Here is a 15,118-nt window from a genome sequence, read left to right on the forward strand (position 1 = left end):
TGACGCTGCCTCTGAAATAGTTATTCCGCGCGTGCCCCGCCGCCAGTGCCCCGACGCAAGGATGCATCGGGGATCGTTGCCAACGGTGTCTTATTGCACTGCCCGTGCCGCGATTGTGTAACGCCAGGGAAATGCTAGCCAGCCGCCACCCCTGGGGCAAGCATTGGCGATGATCGATGTTCTCCGGCGCCCGTACGGCGGCCTGCGGCGCGTCTGCGCCGGCGACACAACCATCGTTTCGCGGTTATTAGGGGTATATTTCGTCAGGCTTGTTATTCCAGTGCGCCCGGAATATCCGTGAAAAGGTGATGTGCTGCTTTTGGCGTTCTGGAGTACGCGGTCACCCGGCGATCCGCTGCCGATCTTCTGAACGGAAATCAGATCAAGAAAATGCTTATTGACGTCCATCGATGTGCGTCATTACATTGAGCCCGCGTGTGCATCGTCGTTCATTTCGAAGGGAGTTCCATGCGTAAACTGTTGGTGCGTGGCGGAGTCCTGCTGGCGTTGATCGCCTCATCACTGATCGTGGGCTCGCCCGCGGAGGCCGGAAACATCCTGGAGGATCCGCCGGCCGATCACATCGTCATCGACCTGGTGGCCATGGCCGGCTCCGGCTGCCGGCCCGGCACGGCCGACGTCGCGGTCTCGCCGGACAACACCGCCTTCACCGCGATCTACAGCGAGTACCTGGCGCAGGCCGGCCCGGGCATCGCGACCACCGAGGGTCGGAAGAACTGCCAGCTCAACGTGCTGGTGCACGTGCCGCAGGGCTTCACCTTCGCGATCACCAAGGTGGACTACCGCGGGTACGGGCTGCTCCAGCGGGGTGCCACCGCCTCGCAGCGGGCCAACTACTACTTCCAGGGCATGACCCAGAGCACCTACACCACCCACCCGCTCGCGGCGCCGCTCGATGACAACTGGTTCGCCAGCGACGAGGTGCCGGTCGCCGCCGTCGTCTGGCACCCGTGCGGCGAGCTGCGGAACCTCAACATCAACACGGAGTTGCGGGTCGCCAAGGGGACCTCGACCGAGGCCAGCTTCCTGACCATGGACTCCACCGACGGCAGCATCTCCACCACGTACCACTTCGCATGGCGGCAGTGCCCGTAACCGACAGGGCGGTGGCGAGGGTTGCCGGCACGGTCCGGCAGCCCTCGCCACCCGTTGTGGGGGTTATCGGCGGCTGGTGGCGAGGGCGGGCCCGGGGGTCGTGGCCGGTGCCGCGCCGCGGCGCCGGGCGATCAGCGCGTCGAGCGACCACGGGCCGGCGCCGAGCACCGCGATCACCAGGAAGGTCCAGGCGTAGAGCGCCGGGGTGACGCCGCCGTTCTGGATCGGCAGCAGGCCCTGCGGCTGGTGCACCACGAAGTAGGCGTAGGCCATCGAGCCGGAGGCGAGGACCGCGGCGGGCCGGGTGGCGAGGCCGGCGAGCACGAGCGCGCCGCAGACCAGCTGGATGACCCCGGCGTACCAGTTCGGCCAGGTGCCCACCTCGACGGCGTGGCCGGACCCGCGGCTGCCGCCGAGCACGCCGAAGACCGACGCCAGGCCGTGGCAGAGGAACAGCAGGCCCACCACGATGCGGAAGATCGACCACAGCGGGGCGGCGAAGCGATGGGAGGACATGGGGATCTCCTTCGGACGGGGACGGTGGTGTCCTGGAGATTAGGAACGTGGCGGGGATAAGACAATGACGTTCGTCAATGTCCTGGTAGGGGTATGGGAGCGCTCCCACGTTTCGGGACAGTCTGGATCAATAGCCCAGGGCCGCGGCCGCGTCACCGCGCAGGCGGGCCGCCACCGCCGGGGCCACGTGCAGGTCCGGCAGGGCGCGCGGCGAGCAGCCGCAGAACACGCCGTACAGGATGACGGCCTCCAGGTAGACGGCCCGGTCGGCCGGATGCTTGCCGTCCGGCACGAGCAGCGTGCCGAGGCCGTCGCGGGCCACCGCCGCCTCGAACGCCTCGCCGACCGGGGCGATCAGCGTGGGCAGCGGCAGCGCCGCGGCCAGCCGGGCGTAACCGGCGGTGAGGGCGGCCACGGAGCGGGCGCGCGAGCCGAACGGCGCCGGGTCGGCCAGCGCCCAGTTCTGGAAGAGCACCACCCGGCCGCCGGGCCTGAGCGACCGGGCCAGGGCCGGACCGTACGTCCGCAGCAGCGTCGCCGAGGCCCGCGCCGGATCGGTGAGCACCAGGGTGCTGTACTCCTGAAGCAGGATGAAGTCGTAGCGGGCGGCGCCGGCCAGGGCCCGCCGGGCCGCACCGGAGTCCCAGGTCCGCTGGAGGGTGTGGCCGAACCGGATCACCTTGGTGACCCGCACGTCCCGCCCGCCCGCGGCGGCCAGCCGCCGGACCAGGTCGGGGGTGTCCGCCCCGGTGACCCCCGGCGTGCCGATCAGGCTGTTGCCGACGAACAGCACGTCGAGCGGGACCGGCCGGGCCACGGTGTCGGCGGCCGCTCCCCGGTGCGGGCTGCTCGCCACCAGGCCGGCCACCGCCACGGCGGCGACCAGCACGAGCGCGCACAGTCTCCGGGTCACGCCGCCATGGTGCGGCCCGGCGCCCGGCGTCCGGATCATCCGGTCGGCCGGGTGTTACTCCCGATCCGGCCCGATTCGTCCGGCGGTCACCGGAGCGTACGGGTTCAGCCGTCCATTTGTGCCGGCCCAGCCGGCATCTCACAGGCCCCGCCGCGCCGGCAGCCGGACCGGTCGGGCCGTCCCGCCGGCCTCACCACGGCCCGGCCGGTCTCGCGCGGCGCGACCCGGCCGGACTCCATCGACGCATTTGTCTCCGTCGAACTGATGGCCCTTCGCCGACCGGCTGGAGCCGGGGCTGCGCGACCGGATCGCCGAGAAGTGCCGCAGCTTCTCGTGGCGCACCCGCGCCGTGGGGAACCGCCCGGCATCGGCCGACCATAGGAGGGACGGCCCGGCGCGCGGATGCCACAATGTGAAGGCTTCCGACCGGTGAGTATCCGTTGTGGAGATATCAGCCGCGGACCGCCGCCGGCGACCGGGTCACCGCTCCGACAGGACGGGGGAATGATGGCCGGAGCCGCCCTGATCGAGCCCGGCGACCCGGCGTGGACCGCCACGCTGGGCCGCGTCCGGCACGACGTCTACCACCTGCCCGGGTACGTACGGATCGACGCCGGTCTCTCCGGGGGCACCCCGGCCGCGTTCCGGTACGAGCATGCGGGGCACGTCCTGCTGCTGCCGCTGGTGCTGCGCCCGGTGCCGGACACCGACCTGCGCGACGCGATCTCCCCGTACGGGTATCCCGGGCCGGTGAGCGACGGCGGGCCCGAGTTCTGGGCCCGCGCCGGTCACGCGCTGACCGAGCTGCTCGGCACGCGCGGCATCATCACCGCCTTCGTCCGCCTGCACCCGCTGCTGCCGGCGCCGACCGCGGCGCTTTCCCGGGCCGGCACGGTCGTGCAGCACGGCGAGACCGTGTCGGTGGACCTCTCGCTCACCGCCGAGCAGATGTGGCAGCAGACCCACCGCACCCACCGTAACCAGATCAACAAGGCCCGCCGGGCCGGCGTCTCGGTCGTCTTCGACGACTGGGGCTGGTTCGACGAGTGGATCGGCGCCTACCACGCGACCATGCGCCGGGTCGGTGCGGCGGAGTTCTACTTCTTCGGCGCCGGCCACTTCCACCGGCTGCGCGCCGCGCTGGGCGACCGGATCCACCTCGCGGCCGCCGTGTCCGCCGGCGGGGAGCTGCTCGGCGGCAACCTGTTCTTCTCGTACGCCGGCATCATGCACACCCACCTCCAGGCGACCCGCGACGGCGACACCCAGTACGCGGACAAGCTGCTCTACGACGAGGTACGCCGGTGGGGGCGGGACCGGGGCCACACCGTGTACCACCTCGGCGGCGGTCTGGGCGGGCAGGCCGACTCCCTGTTCCGCTACAAGGCGGCGTTCGCCTCGGGGCGGCACGCGTTCCACACCTGGCGGGTGGTGACGGATCCGGGCGCCTTCGAGAAGCTGGCCGGGACGCCGACCCCGGAATCACTCGCCGGCCGGTTCCCGCCGTACCGATGACGCCGGCGTGCGGTCCGGTCGCACCGGCGAGGTAGCGCCGGCTCAGCCGCCGGTAGGGGCCGCTGCCCAGCGCCACGGCGGTGGCGATCAGGCCGATGACGCCGGTCAGCAGGAACACCAGGGCGAGCCCGTGGGTGGCGCCGGTGCCGAACCAGCCGCCGATCGCCCGGGCGCCCGCCCCGTCGGTCATAAGACGCCGCCGAGGAAGTTGTTGAACGCCGAGAAGATGATCAACGCGGTCAGGCCGGGCACCCCGGCGATCACCCGCATGGTGCCCTCCGGGCTGGCGGGATCTGCCGCCGACGGGCGCGACCGGGCGTCCACCCACTGCGGTACGCGGCTACCGCGGCCGGTTGACGACACCGCCGGAGGGCGTGGCTATGGTGCGCCGATGCGCACCGCTTTCTGGTGGCGGGCGGCCCGGTCGCCACTGGCAATGGACCTCGGGCTGGCGGTCGCGCTGACCGCCGTCACCGTCCTGCAGGGCCTCGACGACCACTCCGGCCACTGGCGGCCGTACGACCTCCGGGCGGGCGTGCTGTCGGCGCTGGCCACGCTGCCGATCGTGGCCCGGCGGCGGGCGCCGGTGCTGGTGCTGCTGGCCGGCTACGGCTTCTGGACCTGGCAGATCCTGCTGGGCTACAACCCGGTCGTCACCACCTACGGGATACTGCTGGCCAGCTACACGGTCGCGGCCACCCAGCCGTGGCGGCGCACCGCGGCCTGCGTGGCGGTGGGCAGCGTCATCTGGATCTCCGCCGGCCTCGCCGGGCACGAGTCCTCGCCCGCCGCCGTGGTGCTGCAGGGCGTGGCCGTCCCGGCCGCCATCTGGAAGGTCGCCGACAGTGCCAAGCGGCTGGACCGGGCCAACCACCTGCTGGGCGAGGCCAACGCGCAGCTGCGCCGCGACCGCGAGGAACGGGCCCGGCGGGCGGTCACCGACGAGCGCCTGCGGATCGCGCGGGAACTGCACGACGTGGTGGCCCACCACATGTCGGTGATCGCCGTCCAGGCGGGCCTGGCCCGCTACGTGCTGCGCACCGATCCGGACACGGCCGGGGCCGCGATCGACACCGTGCTCGCCACCGGTACGGAGGCCCTGGACGAGATGCGGCGGATGCTGGCGCTGCTGCGGGTCGGCCCGGAGTCGCCGGACGCCGGTGCGGTCTGCTACGACCCGGCGCCGGGGCTGCCCGGCCTGCCCGAGCTGTTCGAGCGGGTCCGCGCCGCCGGGGTGCCGGTGCGGGTGGAGGTCGCCGGCGTGCCGCAGCCGCTGCCGTCCGGCCTGGAGCTGTGCGTCCACCGGGTGGTCCAGGAGAGCCTCACCAACGTGCTCAAACACGCCGCGCCGGCCACCGCCACGGTCACCCTGAGCTACCGGGACGGGCGGCTGACCGCGACCGTCCGCGACGACGGCCCCGCCCGTACCGCTGTGGCGGGACCGCCGGAGGGCGCCGGGCCGGCCCGGCAGGGATTGATAGGCATGCGTGAACGCGCGATGCTCTACGGCGGGACACTCGACGCGGCGCCACTGCCCGGCGGCGGTTTTGAGGTCCGGCTGGTGCTGCCGTTGCCGGCGCCGCAGCCGCGCGAGGAGGGAGACGACCGGGCCCGATGATCAGCGTGCTCGTCGTCGACGACCAGATCCTCATCCGGGCCGGGCTGGCCGCGCTGATCCGGGCGGCGCCCGGGCTGGACGTCGTGGGGGAGGCCGCCGACGGCGAGGAGGCGATCACCCTCGCCGCCCGGCTGCGGCCCCGGGTCGTGCTCATGGACATCCGGATGCCCGGCCTGGACGGCGCCGCCGCCACCGCGCGCATCCTCGACGAGACCCGGCCGCCGCCGCGGGTGCTCGTGCTGACCACGTTCGACCTGGACGAGTACATCTACGCCGCGCTGCGCGCCGGGGCCAGCGGCTTCCTGCTCAAGGAGACCCCGCCGGAGCGGCTGCTGGCCGCGATCCGCACGGTCGCCGAGGGCGACACGCTGCTCACCCCGAGCGTCACCCGCCGGCTGGTCGAGGCGTACGCGCCCCCGCCCCGCCCCGAGCAGCCGGCCCCGGAGCTGGCGCCGCTGACCGCCCGGGAGACCGAGGTCCTGCGGCTGGTCGGCACCGGCCGGTCCAACGCCGCCATCGCCCGGAGCCTGTACGTGAGCGAGGCGACCGTGAAGACCCACCTGACCCGGCTGATGTCCAAACTCGAGCTGTCCAGCCGGGCGCAGGCGGTGGTCACCGCGTACGAGACGGGCCTGATCGTGCCCGGCCGCCGCGACGCGTGACCCGGCCACGACCGGTACGGTTCGGGGGACGTGGACGGGAGGACGGGCATGGGCGACACCGGCGAGCGGCGGCCAGGGACGACGTTCGAGCACGTGGATCTGACCGGCGCCCGGTTCCGGGTCGCCGACCTGACCGGCGCCCGCTTCGAGAACGTCGACCTGAGCCGCGTGGTGATGCGCGGCGTCGAGCTGTTCGACGTGGACATCAGCGGCGAGGTCTGGCACCTCACCATCAACGGTGTGGACGTGGGCCCGCTGATCGAGGCCGAGCTGAACCGGCGCGACCCGGACCGGGCCAAGATGCGGCCGGCCGATCCGGCGGGCTTCCGGGAGGCCTGGGACATCGTCGAGCGGCGGTGGGAGCAGACCGTGGCGCGGGCCCGGCGGCTGGACCCGGCGCTGCTGCACGAGTCGGTGCAGGGCGAGTGGTCGTTCATCCAGACGCTGCGCCACCTGGTCTTCGCCACCGACGCCTGGATCCGCCGGGTGCTGCTGGGCGACCCGCACCCCTGGCACCCGCTGGACCTGCCCTTCGACCAGATGCGCCAGACGCCGGGCGTGCCGTGGGACCGCGAGATCCGCCCGTCGCTGGACGAGGTGCTGGCCCTGCGCCGCGACCGGATGGCCTCGATGCGCCAGGTGCTGGACGGTCTCACCGACGAGACGCTGGCTGCGCACACCACGCCCGTCACCGCCCCCGGCTGGCCCGCGCCGCGCAGCTACCCGGTCCGCGAGTGCCTGGAGTGCATCCTGAACGAGGAATGGCAGCACCGCCTGTACGCCGAGCGCGACCTGGCCGTGCTCGAGGCCCGGCCCGCGCCCAGGTCATAGCCCCCGCACAGGTGGGAGAGCCAGGACGCCGTACCCGAAACCGGACACGGTGAGTCCGCCGGGTGTCGCGGTCACCCCGGAGCCCCAGAGCGGGGTGGCGCCGGTCGCCTCGGGCGCCGTCAGCATCGCCGGCTCGCGCCGGGGATTCACCACGACCAGGTGCGACTCGCCGCGCACGTACGCGAACGGGTAGCCCTCGTGCACCACCCGGGTCGGTGCCCGGCCGCCCAGCGCCGGGGTGGCCCGGCGCAGCGCCACCAGCTCGCGGACGAGCGTGAGGGTCGAGCCGGGGTCACCCTCCTGCGCGGCGACCGTGGGGCGGTCCGGAGCCGGGTCGACGGGCAGGTACAGCCGCTCCGGGTCGGCCGCCGAGAAGCCGGCGGTGGGCCCGGCCGCCCACTGCATGGGGGTACGGCAGCCGGCCCGGTTGTAGGCCGGGTTGCAGATCGCGCCCTCCACGTCCGGCATTCCCGGCAGGTACCGCATGCCGATCTCGTCGCCGTAGTACAGGCAGGGCACGCTGCCCCAGGTGAACAGGAACGTCAGCGCCGCGCCGAGCTGCTCCGGCGTGCGCGGGCCGCAGCGCAGCCGGTTGAAGTCGTGGTCGGCGGTGGCCAGCACCACCGGCCGGTCCGGGTCCGCCGCGCGGGCGTCCGCCCAGGCGGCCAGGAACGGCCCGGTGCTGCCCCGCCCGGCCGCGTCGAAGAACGGCTCCCGGGGCTCCTGGAACGGCAGCAGCCCCGCGGCGTGGTTGTCGAACAGCGAGGCGTGCGCGCCGTGGATGACCAGGAAGAAGTCCGCGTGGAAGGCGAGCGGCCCGCCGGTGCGCGGCTCGGCGCCCTCGGGCAGCAGCACCGCGTCCGGGTACGCCGTGTCGAGCCACTCGCGGATCTCCCGCCAGAGCGCCGCCGACGCGGCCCGGCCCCCGGTCAGTTCCTCGTCCTTGACCAGCGAGAACGCCATGTCCACCCGGAAACCGGACACGCCCCGGTCCAGCCAGTACGCGATCACGTCGCGCAGCGCCTGCCGGTTGCGGAGCGGGCCCGGCGCGGTGACGGCGTCGCGCCACGGCTCGTTGCCCGGGTGGTCGATCCAGCCGAAGTTCAGGGCGGGCTGCTCGTCGTAGAAGTTCTTCAGGTACCAGCCCTTGCGGGGGCCGGGGGAGCGGACCCAGGCGGGTGTGCCGGGGGTGTCGAGCGCCCACGCCCGGGCCGGCAGCTCCTCGCACCACACGTACCGGTCGCCGGCCGGGTCGGGACCGTCGGCGGCCAGCTCGCGCCGGAACCAGGGGTGCTCGTCGGAGGTGTGCCCGGCGACGAGGTCGAGCAGCACCCGGATGCCGCGCTCCCGGGCGCGGGCCACCAGCTCGACCATGTCGTCGTTGGTGCCGTACCGGGGCGCGATCGTGAGGTAGTCCGCGACGTCGTAGCCGGCGTCGACGAAGGGCGAGGCGAAGCAGGGGTTGAACCACAGCGTGTCGACGCCGAGCGACGCGATGTGGTCGAGGTGGTCGATCACGCCCCGGAGGTCGCCGATGCCGTCGCCATCGGCGTCGGCGAAGGACTGCGGATAGATCTCGTAGAGCACCGCGTCGGCGAGCCAGTCACCACCCATGTCCGTCATCGTAGCTACGGAGTGTCATCACCGGCCGGGTCCCGGCGGACGGGGCAGCGAAAATCCGGCCGGTGCCCTAACGTTCCCCGCCGTGGGAATCTTGAGCAAGATCAGTGACTGGCGGATGAAGTTCTTCCTCTGGATCGGTTTGCCGGTCATCGCGGGCCTGGGCCTGCTGTTCGGCGCGTTCGACCTGGTGCCCGCCTGGCAGGCGCACGGCGGCAGCGGCACGGCCGGCACGTTCACCGCGGAACGCGAGGAGTGCGGCCGGCGGTCGTGCAGCTTCCACGGTTCGTGGACGGCCGCCGACGGCAGCGCGAAGCGCGACGACGTGATCCTGTACGACGAGCCCGACTCGCTGCGCACCGGCGCGACCGTCGAGGCGCTGGACTCGGGCGCGCGCAAGGGTGTGTTCGCCACCGCGGGCGGCTCGACGTACCTGCTGGTGACCGGCTTCGTGCTGGCCGGCGTGGCGGCGCTGGTCGGCTGGGTCTTCGTGCTGCGCAACGCGTTCCGCCGCCGCCGCGACCCGGCCGCCGTCCCGGCCTGACACCCGCCGGGGGCGTGCGGTGACGCGACATCTGCTCGTGCCCGGGCGGGGGATTCCCCGCCCGGAACACTGGCTGCGACGCTGGGCCCGCGCCCATCCGGAATACCGCTGGGCGCCCGAGCCGCCGGGCCCGCCGCTGATCCTGCGGGACCGGGTGGCGGCGCTGCAGGCGGTGGTCGGCGAGTCGGACGAGCCGGCCGTCCTCATTGCACACAGCGCCGGCTGCGTCACCACGGTCGTGTGGGCGCTGCGCCACAGCGGCCCGATCCGCGGCGCCCTGCTCGTCACGCCGCCGTACGTCGACGGGTTCGAGCCCGACGATCCCGCGGACCTGCCGTGGGTCGTGCCCCGGGAGAGGCTGCCGTTCCGGTCCGTCGTGGTCGCCAGCCGCACCGACCCGTACACGACCTTCGCGCAGTTCGAACGGTACGCCGCGGACTGGGGCGCCCGGCTGGTCGACGCGGGCGCCGTCGGTCATCTCGACACGGCGAGCGGCTTCGGTCCCTGGCCCGCCGGTGAGCGGCTGGTCGACGAGCTCGGCCGGGGAGGGCCCGGGGAGAGTCCGTGAAGGTGTGGTGACGGCGGCCGCCCGGCGGTCCGTACGCCGTTAGCTTCGGCGCATGGAGAAGGTGGACGTTCTTGTCGTCGGGGCCGGCCTCGCCGGTCTGCACACCGCGCGGCTGCTCGCCCGGCAGGGCCTCGACGTGCTCGTCGTCGACCGCCGGAGCACGCTGGCCGCGGGCATCCGTACCACCGGCATCTTCGTCCGCCGCACGCTGGAGGACTTCGCGGTGCCGGCCGAGCACCTCGGCCCGGCGATCCGCCGGGTGCTGCTCTACCCGCCGTCGCGGCGCCGGCCGGTCGAGCTGGTCAGCCCGCGCGACGAGTTCCGGGTCGCCGACATGGCCGGGGTCTACGCCCGGGCGCTGGACCGGGCCCGGCTCGCCGGTGCGCGGGTCCGGCTCGGCGTCTCCTATCCGGTGGCCGGTGTCGCGGCGCGCTTCACCGTCGGCGCGGACGGCGCCCGGTCCACGGTCGCGCGCAGGCTCGGGCTCGGCGTCAACCGGCACTTCATCGTGGGTGTCGAGGAGGTGTACCCGGTGGCCGCCGGCGACCGGCCGCCGACGTTCCACTGTGTTGTCGACCCGCGGCTCGCCCCCGGCTACCTCGGCTGGGTGGTCGACGACGGCCGGCACGCGCACGTCGGGCTGGCCGGGCGGCCGGACCGGCTCACCGGCCCGCTGCCGCGGCTGCTGAGCACGTTCGGCGGGGGCTTCGGTGAGTTGCCGGCCGCGACCGGTCCGGTGCGGCGCCGCGGCGGGCCGATCCCGGTCGGCGGGGTGCTGCGCCGGCTGGCCTGCCCCGCGGGGCTGCTGGTCGGCGACGCCGCCGGCGCGGTGTCGCCGCTGACCGCCGGCGGCCTCGATCCGTGCCTGCGGATGGCGGAGCTGGCCGCGGCGGTGGCCGGTGACTATCTGCGGACCGGGGACGCGTCGGTGCTGCGGCACTACGACGGCGCCGCCCTGCGGGCGCGCTTCCGGACCCGGCTGCTGCTGCGCCGGGCCTTTTCCGGGGTACGGTCACCGGCCGCCACCGAGGCCGCTTTCACGCTGCTGCGCACCCCGCCGGGGCGAGCCGCCGCCGCCAAGGTGTTGTTCGGCGACGGCTCGTTCCCGGATGTCAGCTGGTCGGGAAGTTGTCCGCGGTACGGATCCGGCTGCGCAGCAACGCCCCCGACTCGGTCAGCACACCGGTGCCGGCGTACGTGCCGCTCGCGCACGTACCGGGCTTGAGGGCCGCGCTGCCCTCGCCGGCGTCGGAGAACGTCCAGTTCGCGTAGCTGATCTTCAGCCGGTCGAGCAGATCGAGCCAGGCCGTGCTGCTCGCCGTGTCGACCGCGCCGCCGCCGTTGGCGTTGACCGTGCCGAACTCGGTGACGAACAGCGGCAGCGAGCCGGCCGCGCGCTCCACCTCGGCCCGGTAGTTGTCCTTGTGCGACGCGGCGTAGAAGTGGAACGCGTACATGATGTTGGTGGCCCGGACCGGGTTCGCGATGATCTCGCTGGACCCGGCGCCGTCCGAGACGCCCAGTGAGGACCAGCCCCGGGTGCCGACGATGACCACGGCGTCCGGGTCGTTGGCGCGGATCACCGGGATGATCTGCTCGGCGTAGTTCTTGATGCCGGTCCAGCTGACGCCGTTCGGCTCGTTGGCGATCTCGTAGATCACGTTCTTCTTGGCGGCGTTGCGGGCGGAGACCGCGCCGAAGAAGGTCCGGGCCCGCTCCAGGTTGTAGTTCGGGTCGCCCGGGGTGAGCGTGTGGAAGTCGATCAGCGCGTACATGCCGCGGGCCTCGGCCTGGTCGACCAGGTTGTTGACCTGGCTGGTGAAGCTGGCCGGGTTGGTCTCGTAGCCGCCCTCCTGCACGTACATCGCGATCCGGAACAGGTCCGCCTGCCAGTCGGTGGCGAGCGCGTCCAGCGAGGCGCTGTTGTAGCAGTTGGCGAACCACTGCAGGCCGTGGGTGCTCATGCCGCGCAGCTGGATCGGCCGGTTGTACTGGTTGCACAGGTTGACGCCGCAGACCCGCAGCTGGCCGTTGATCGCCACCGGCGTGCGGCCGGCCGGCGCGGTCGTGGGTGCCGTGGTGGGTGCGGTCGTGGGTGCGGTGGTACGCGTCGGCGACGGGTTCGCCGTCGGGGAGGACGACGTCGGCGCCGGCGTGGTGGGGGTGGCCGACCCGCCGCAGGCCCGGCCGTTGACCAGGCAGGTGGTGGGCCGCCCGGTGCCGTTGACGACCATCCCGAACTCGGTGGAGGCGCCGGCGGCGAGCGCGGCGTTCCAGCCGGCCGGGGTGAAGGTGTACGTGCCGCCGGCGACCGCCTGGGTCGCGTTCCAGGAGTTGACCACCGTCGTTCCGGCGGGCAGGGTGAGCTCCACCCGCCAGGTGGAGATCGGCGCCGAGGTGTCGTTCTTGACCACCACGGCGGCCTGGTATCCGGTGCTCCACGAGTTGGTCACGGTGAACGCGGCGGTCTCCGCGGACGCCGGCAGGGCGATCAGGGCCACCGCCGAGGCCGCAGCGGCGACCGCGGCGGCCGCGAGGAGTTTGACTTTGAGGCTGCGCATGAGGGGGACTCCGTCGGATCGGGGGAGGACGGCGACGTGGGAGCGCTCCCACGTCGGGCGACTGTAGCCCCGCGAACCGGGCGGCGCAAACCCGCCGGCGCTGCAGGATCCTGCAAAATCCGGCCGGCGGCGGGTCCGTTCGTTGACCGTCCGAACACCCCGTCGCACCCTGGCGGACACGGCGGCGCCAGTCCCGCCGGGAGGTGACCCGGGTCGGGCGCGGGCTCGGCGTTCAGCGACGGGGGAGGGCCGGCACCCGGCCGGACCGGATCGCCTCGGCATGTTCCGTCATCGATACGGGGGATCTCATGATCGTTGCTCGCCTCATCGCCGCGCTGGCTGTCGCCGGGGTTCTCGCGACCGCCGCACCCGCGGCGGCAGCACCGCCGGACCCGCACCCGGACCGGCAGGCCGGGGCGCGCGCCGCGGCGCTCGCCGGCGGGCCGGTGATCCGCAGCCTGGACCCGGACGCCGCCGGCAAATGCCTCGACGCCTACAACTGGGGCATCGGGCCGTGGGCCCAGATGTCCACCTGCCACGGCGGCGCCAACCAGCAGTGGACTCTGTTCCGCTACGGCGACGGCACGTACGACCTCTTCTACGCCTACCAGGGCACGGTGAAGTGCCTCGACGGCGTGGCGGGCCGCGGGCAGCAGGCGACCGTGTGGCCGTGCGACGGGACCCTCGGCCAGCGGTTCCGCAAGCGCGGGACGACCGAGCTGGAGATGGTGCTGGAGAACGTGCGCTACCCGGGGCAGTGCCTGGACGTCTCGAACTGGGGCCGGGACGCCGCGGTCATCCTCTGGGACTGCCACCTGGGGGCGAACCAGGTCTGGTCGCGGACCACTCTCTGACCGGGCCGGCCGGGCCGGTCCACGGGGGACCGGCCCGGCCGCCGGCCTTGATAGGCTCCGCCGGCCGCGAGCCCGCGGCGCCGCCCACCCGGACGAGCGAGGCCCGATGCCGACACCGACACCGCACCCGCCCCGCCGGCGACCGGCGGTGCCGCGCTGGGCCCGGTCTCGCCGGGCGCTGACCGCGGCCGCCGCCGTGGTGACCACCGTGCTGGCCGGCGCGGTCGTCGGGATCGCCACGGCGGAGACCGACCCGTCCGGCGGCCGGGACGCGGCGGTGGCGGCGGTACGGGCGAAGCTGGCGGGGCGGGCCAAGGCCAAGGAGCCGGGACTGTCGCCGGGCACGTACCGGGGCAAGGGTTTTGATGCCTGCACGGCACCGTCGGCCGCGCAGATGACGGCGTGGGCGAAGTCGCCGTACCGGGCCCTGGTGGTCTACTTCGGTGGCGTGGGCCGCGGCTGCAAGCAGCCGAACCTCACCGCCTCCTGGGTCCGGACCCAGAAGGCGGCGGGCTGGAAGCTCATCCCGATCTACGTCGGCCCGCAGGCGCCGTGCACGACCACCGGCGCCAAGCACAGGATCACCGTCGCCAAGGCCGCCGCCGAGGGCACCGCCGCCGCCTCCGACGCGGTGGCGAAGGCCAAGGCGCTGGGCATGGCCCGCGACAGCGTGCTGATCTACGACATGGAGAAGTACGCCGGCGACGCGGCCTGCAAACAGGCCGTGCTGACCTTCCTCAGCGCCTGGACGGTACGCCTGCACGACCTGGCCTACCTGTCCGGCGTCTACGGCGACGCGGCCACGACGGTCGCCGCCCTGGTCAAGGCGCGCGGCTCGGCCGGCTTCGTGGCACCGGACCACATCGACTTCGCCCGCTGGGACGGCGTCGCGGCGCTGACCGATGCCGCCGTGCCGGCCGGCCACTGGCCGGGCAAGCGCCGGATGAAGCAGTACAAGGGCCCGCACAAGGAGACGTACGGCGGCGTCACCATCACCGTCGACAACGACTACCTCGACGTCGCGCCGCTGCCCGAGACGCTGTCCGGCGACATCTCCGGCAACGGCTGGTCCGACGTGCTGGCGGTGGACCCGGCCGGCGCGATGACGCTGTGGCGGGGCAACGGCACGTCCGTGGGCCGCGTGCCGCTCGCCGGGGGCTGGCAGGACCTGGACGTGGTCACCCGCGGCGGCGACTTCACCGGCGACGGCCGCGAGGACGTGATCGCCCGCGACCGGGCCGGCGCGGCGCTGTGGCTCTACCCGAGCACCGGTTCCGGGTTCGGTCCCCGGGTGCGGATCGGCTCCGGGTGGGGCGCGTTGCAGGACATCACGATGGCCGGGGACCTGACCGGGGACGGCCGCGCGGACGTGGTCGCGGTCCAGCCCGCCACCGGCCGGCTGATGCTCTACCCCGGTCGCGGCACCGGCTTCAGCCCGGCGCTCACGCTGGGCACCGGCGACTGGCGCGGGCTGGACGAGCTCACCGGCGTCGGCGACGTGGACGGCGACGGCATCGGCGACCTGGTGGCGCGGGTGGAACAGACCGGGGTGCTGCGGCTCTACTCCGGCTGGGGCCGGCAGCTGGCGACGTACCGGGAGATCCACGCGGACGCGGCCGGGCTCGCCCACCTGACCGGCGCCGGCGACTTCGACCGCGACGGCACCCCGGACCTGCTGGCCGTCGACACGGCCACCGGGACGCTGGTGCGCTACCCGATCCAGGCCGCCGGGCTGGGCACGCCGGTGCCGGTGGCGCCGGACCTGGGCGCCGCCACGGTGCTCTGAGCGCCGGCGGCCTC

15 protein-coding genes are annotated in these 15,118 nt (G+C 73.7%); 10 read left to right on the forward strand and 5 right to left on the reverse strand.

Annotated elements, in window-relative coordinates:
• Positions 1-468: 468 nt before the first annotated feature.
• Positions 469-1,116, forward strand: coding sequence for a DUF4360 domain-containing protein (locus ACIBQZ_RS11465; protein ID WP_396088479.1), 648 nt, complete (start codon positions 469-471; stop codon positions 1,114-1,116).
• A 63-nt stretch (positions 1,117-1,179) separates the two neighbouring features.
• Here the strand turns inward: ACIBQZ_RS11465 and ACIBQZ_RS11470 are convergent, their stop codons facing one another.
• Complete coding sequence (locus ACIBQZ_RS11470; protein WP_396088480.1) at positions 1,180-1,632, reverse strand: DoxX family protein; 453 nt, start codon at positions 1,630-1,632, stop codon at positions 1,180-1,182.
• A gap of 127 nt (positions 1,633-1,759) precedes the next feature.
• Positions 1,760-2,545 carry a hypothetical protein gene (locus tag ACIBQZ_RS11475; RefSeq protein WP_396088481.1) on the reverse strand — a complete coding sequence of 262 codons (786 nt, stop codon included), beginning with the start codon at positions 2,543-2,545 and terminating at the stop codon, positions 1,760-1,762.
• A gap of 504 nt (positions 2,546-3,049) precedes the next feature.
• Between ACIBQZ_RS11475 and ACIBQZ_RS11480 the strand changes: the two genes are divergently transcribed.
• A complete protein-coding gene (locus ACIBQZ_RS11480; RefSeq protein WP_396088482.1) occupies positions 3,050-4,060 on the forward strand; it encodes a GNAT family N-acetyltransferase in 1,011 nt (336 codons plus the stop codon).
• Between the two features lie 186 nt (positions 4,061-4,246).
• Here the strand turns inward: ACIBQZ_RS11480 and ACIBQZ_RS11485 are convergent, their stop codons facing one another.
• Complete coding sequence (locus ACIBQZ_RS11485; protein ID WP_396088483.1) at positions 4,247-4,384, reverse strand: hypothetical protein; 138 nt, start codon at positions 4,382-4,384, stop codon at positions 4,247-4,249.
• A 67-nt stretch (positions 4,385-4,451) separates the two neighbouring features.
• Here ACIBQZ_RS11485 and ACIBQZ_RS11490 point away from each other — a divergent pair, with 67 nt between their 5' ends.
• Genes ACIBQZ_RS11490 through ACIBQZ_RS11500 form a run of 3 tightly spaced genes read left to right on the forward strand, consistent with a single transcriptional unit; the run spans position 4,452 to position 7,171 of the window.
• A complete protein-coding gene (locus ACIBQZ_RS11490; RefSeq protein WP_396088484.1) occupies positions 4,452-5,678 on the forward strand; it encodes a sensor histidine kinase in 1,227 nt (408 codons plus the stop codon).
• The gene (locus ACIBQZ_RS11495) at positions 5,675-6,340 is read left to right on the forward strand and encodes a response regulator (RefSeq protein ID WP_396088485.1); all 666 of its coding nucleotides are present in this window, start codon (positions 5,675-5,677) and stop codon (positions 6,338-6,340) included. Before ACIBQZ_RS11490 ends, ACIBQZ_RS11495 begins: the two co-directional genes overlap by 4 nt.
• Before the next feature lie 30 nt (positions 6,341-6,370).
• Positions 6,371-7,171 (forward strand): DinB family protein, encoded by an 801-nt coding sequence (locus tag ACIBQZ_RS11500; protein ID WP_396088486.1) that lies wholly within the window; start codon positions 6,371-6,373, stop codon positions 7,169-7,171.
• Here ACIBQZ_RS11500 and ACIBQZ_RS11505 read toward each other — a convergent pair.
• Entirely contained in the window at positions 7,166-8,785 is a 1,620-nt protein-coding gene (locus tag ACIBQZ_RS11505; protein WP_396088487.1) for an alpha-amylase family glycosyl hydrolase, read from the reverse strand. The two genes, ACIBQZ_RS11500 and ACIBQZ_RS11505, sit on opposite strands and share 6 nt — an antisense overlap.
• Before the next feature lie 100 nt (positions 8,786-8,885).
• Here ACIBQZ_RS11505 and ACIBQZ_RS11510 point away from each other — a divergent pair, with 100 nt between their 5' ends.
• The 3 genes from ACIBQZ_RS11510 to ACIBQZ_RS11520 are packed head-to-tail and all read left to right on the forward strand — an operon-like array spanning position 8,886 to position 11,128.
• Positions 8,886-9,335 carry a hypothetical protein gene (locus ACIBQZ_RS11510; protein WP_396088488.1) on the forward strand — a complete coding sequence of 150 codons (450 nt, stop codon included), beginning with the start codon at positions 8,886-8,888 and terminating at the stop codon, positions 9,333-9,335.
• 19 nt (positions 9,336-9,354) lie between these two features.
• On the forward strand, positions 9,355-9,903 hold the full coding sequence (locus tag ACIBQZ_RS11515) for an RBBP9/YdeN family alpha/beta hydrolase (RefSeq protein WP_396088489.1): 549 nt from the start codon (positions 9,355-9,357) through the stop codon (positions 9,901-9,903).
• A gap of 52 nt (positions 9,904-9,955) precedes the next feature.
• Positions 9,956-11,128, forward strand: a complete 1,173-nt coding sequence (locus tag ACIBQZ_RS11520; RefSeq protein ID WP_396088490.1) for an NAD(P)/FAD-dependent oxidoreductase — start codon at positions 9,956-9,958, stop codon at positions 11,126-11,128.
• Here ACIBQZ_RS11520 and ACIBQZ_RS11525 read toward each other — a convergent pair.
• Positions 11,016-12,464 carry a cellulase family glycosylhydrolase gene (locus ACIBQZ_RS11525; protein ID WP_396088491.1) on the reverse strand — a complete coding sequence of 483 codons (1,449 nt, stop codon included), beginning with the start codon at positions 12,462-12,464 and terminating at the stop codon, positions 11,016-11,018. The genes ACIBQZ_RS11520 and ACIBQZ_RS11525 overlap by 113 nt on opposite strands.
• A gap of 308 nt (positions 12,465-12,772) precedes the next feature.
• Here ACIBQZ_RS11525 and ACIBQZ_RS11530 point away from each other — a divergent pair, with 308 nt between their 5' ends.
• Positions 12,773-13,318 carry an RICIN domain-containing protein gene (locus tag ACIBQZ_RS11530; RefSeq protein WP_396088492.1) on the forward strand — a complete coding sequence of 182 codons (546 nt, stop codon included), beginning with the start codon at positions 12,773-12,775 and terminating at the stop codon, positions 13,316-13,318.
• 106 nt (positions 13,319-13,424) lie between these two features.
• On the forward strand, positions 13,425-15,104 hold the full coding sequence (locus ACIBQZ_RS11535) for a glycoside hydrolase domain-containing protein (protein WP_396088493.1): 1,680 nt from the start codon (positions 13,425-13,427) through the stop codon (positions 15,102-15,104).
• The last annotated feature ends 14 nt before the right edge of the window (positions 15,105-15,118 follow it).

The sequence above is a fragment of the Actinoplanes sp. NPDC049599 genome (assembly GCF_044465625.1).
In the GTDB taxonomy this organism is placed as follows: domain Bacteria; phylum Actinomycetota; class Actinomycetes; order Mycobacteriales; family Micromonosporaceae; genus Actinoplanes.

What these genes read in the sequence shown, in the direction of transcription:
- ACIBQZ_RS11495 (WP_396088485.1), top strand. Translation starts at nt 5,675, where the DNA reads ATGATCAGCGTGCTCGTCGTCGACGACCAGATCCTCATCCGGGCCGGG.
- ACIBQZ_RS11520 (WP_396088490.1), top strand. Translation starts at nt 9,956, where the DNA reads ATGGAGAAGGTGGACGTTCTTGTCGTCGGGGCCGGCCTCGCCGGTCTG.
- ACIBQZ_RS11505 (WP_396088487.1), bottom strand. Translation starts at nt 8,785, where the DNA reads ATGGGTGGTGACTGGCTCGCCGACGCGGTGCTCTACGAGATCTATCCG.
- ACIBQZ_RS11535 (WP_396088493.1), top strand. Translation starts at nt 13,425, where the DNA reads ATGCCGACACCGACACCGCACCCGCCCCGCCGGCGACCGGCGGTGCCG.
- ACIBQZ_RS11525 (WP_396088491.1), bottom strand. Translation starts at nt 12,464, where the DNA reads ATGCGCAGCCTCAAAGTCAAACTCCTCGCGGCCGCCGCGGTCGCCGCT.
- ACIBQZ_RS11530 (WP_396088492.1), top strand. Translation starts at nt 12,773, where the DNA reads ATGATCGTTGCTCGCCTCATCGCCGCGCTGGCTGTCGCCGGGGTTCTC.
- ACIBQZ_RS11480 (WP_396088482.1), top strand. Translation starts at nt 3,050, where the DNA reads ATGATGGCCGGAGCCGCCCTGATCGAGCCCGGCGACCCGGCGTGGACC.
- ACIBQZ_RS11490 (WP_396088484.1), top strand. Translation starts at nt 4,452, where the DNA reads ATGCGCACCGCTTTCTGGTGGCGGGCGGCCCGGTCGCCACTGGCAATG.
- ACIBQZ_RS11470 (WP_396088480.1), bottom strand. Translation starts at nt 1,632, where the DNA reads ATGTCCTCCCATCGCTTCGCCGCCCCGCTGTGGTCGATCTTCCGCATC.
- ACIBQZ_RS11465 (WP_396088479.1), top strand. Translation starts at nt 469, where the DNA reads ATGCGTAAACTGTTGGTGCGTGGCGGAGTCCTGCTGGCGTTGATCGCC.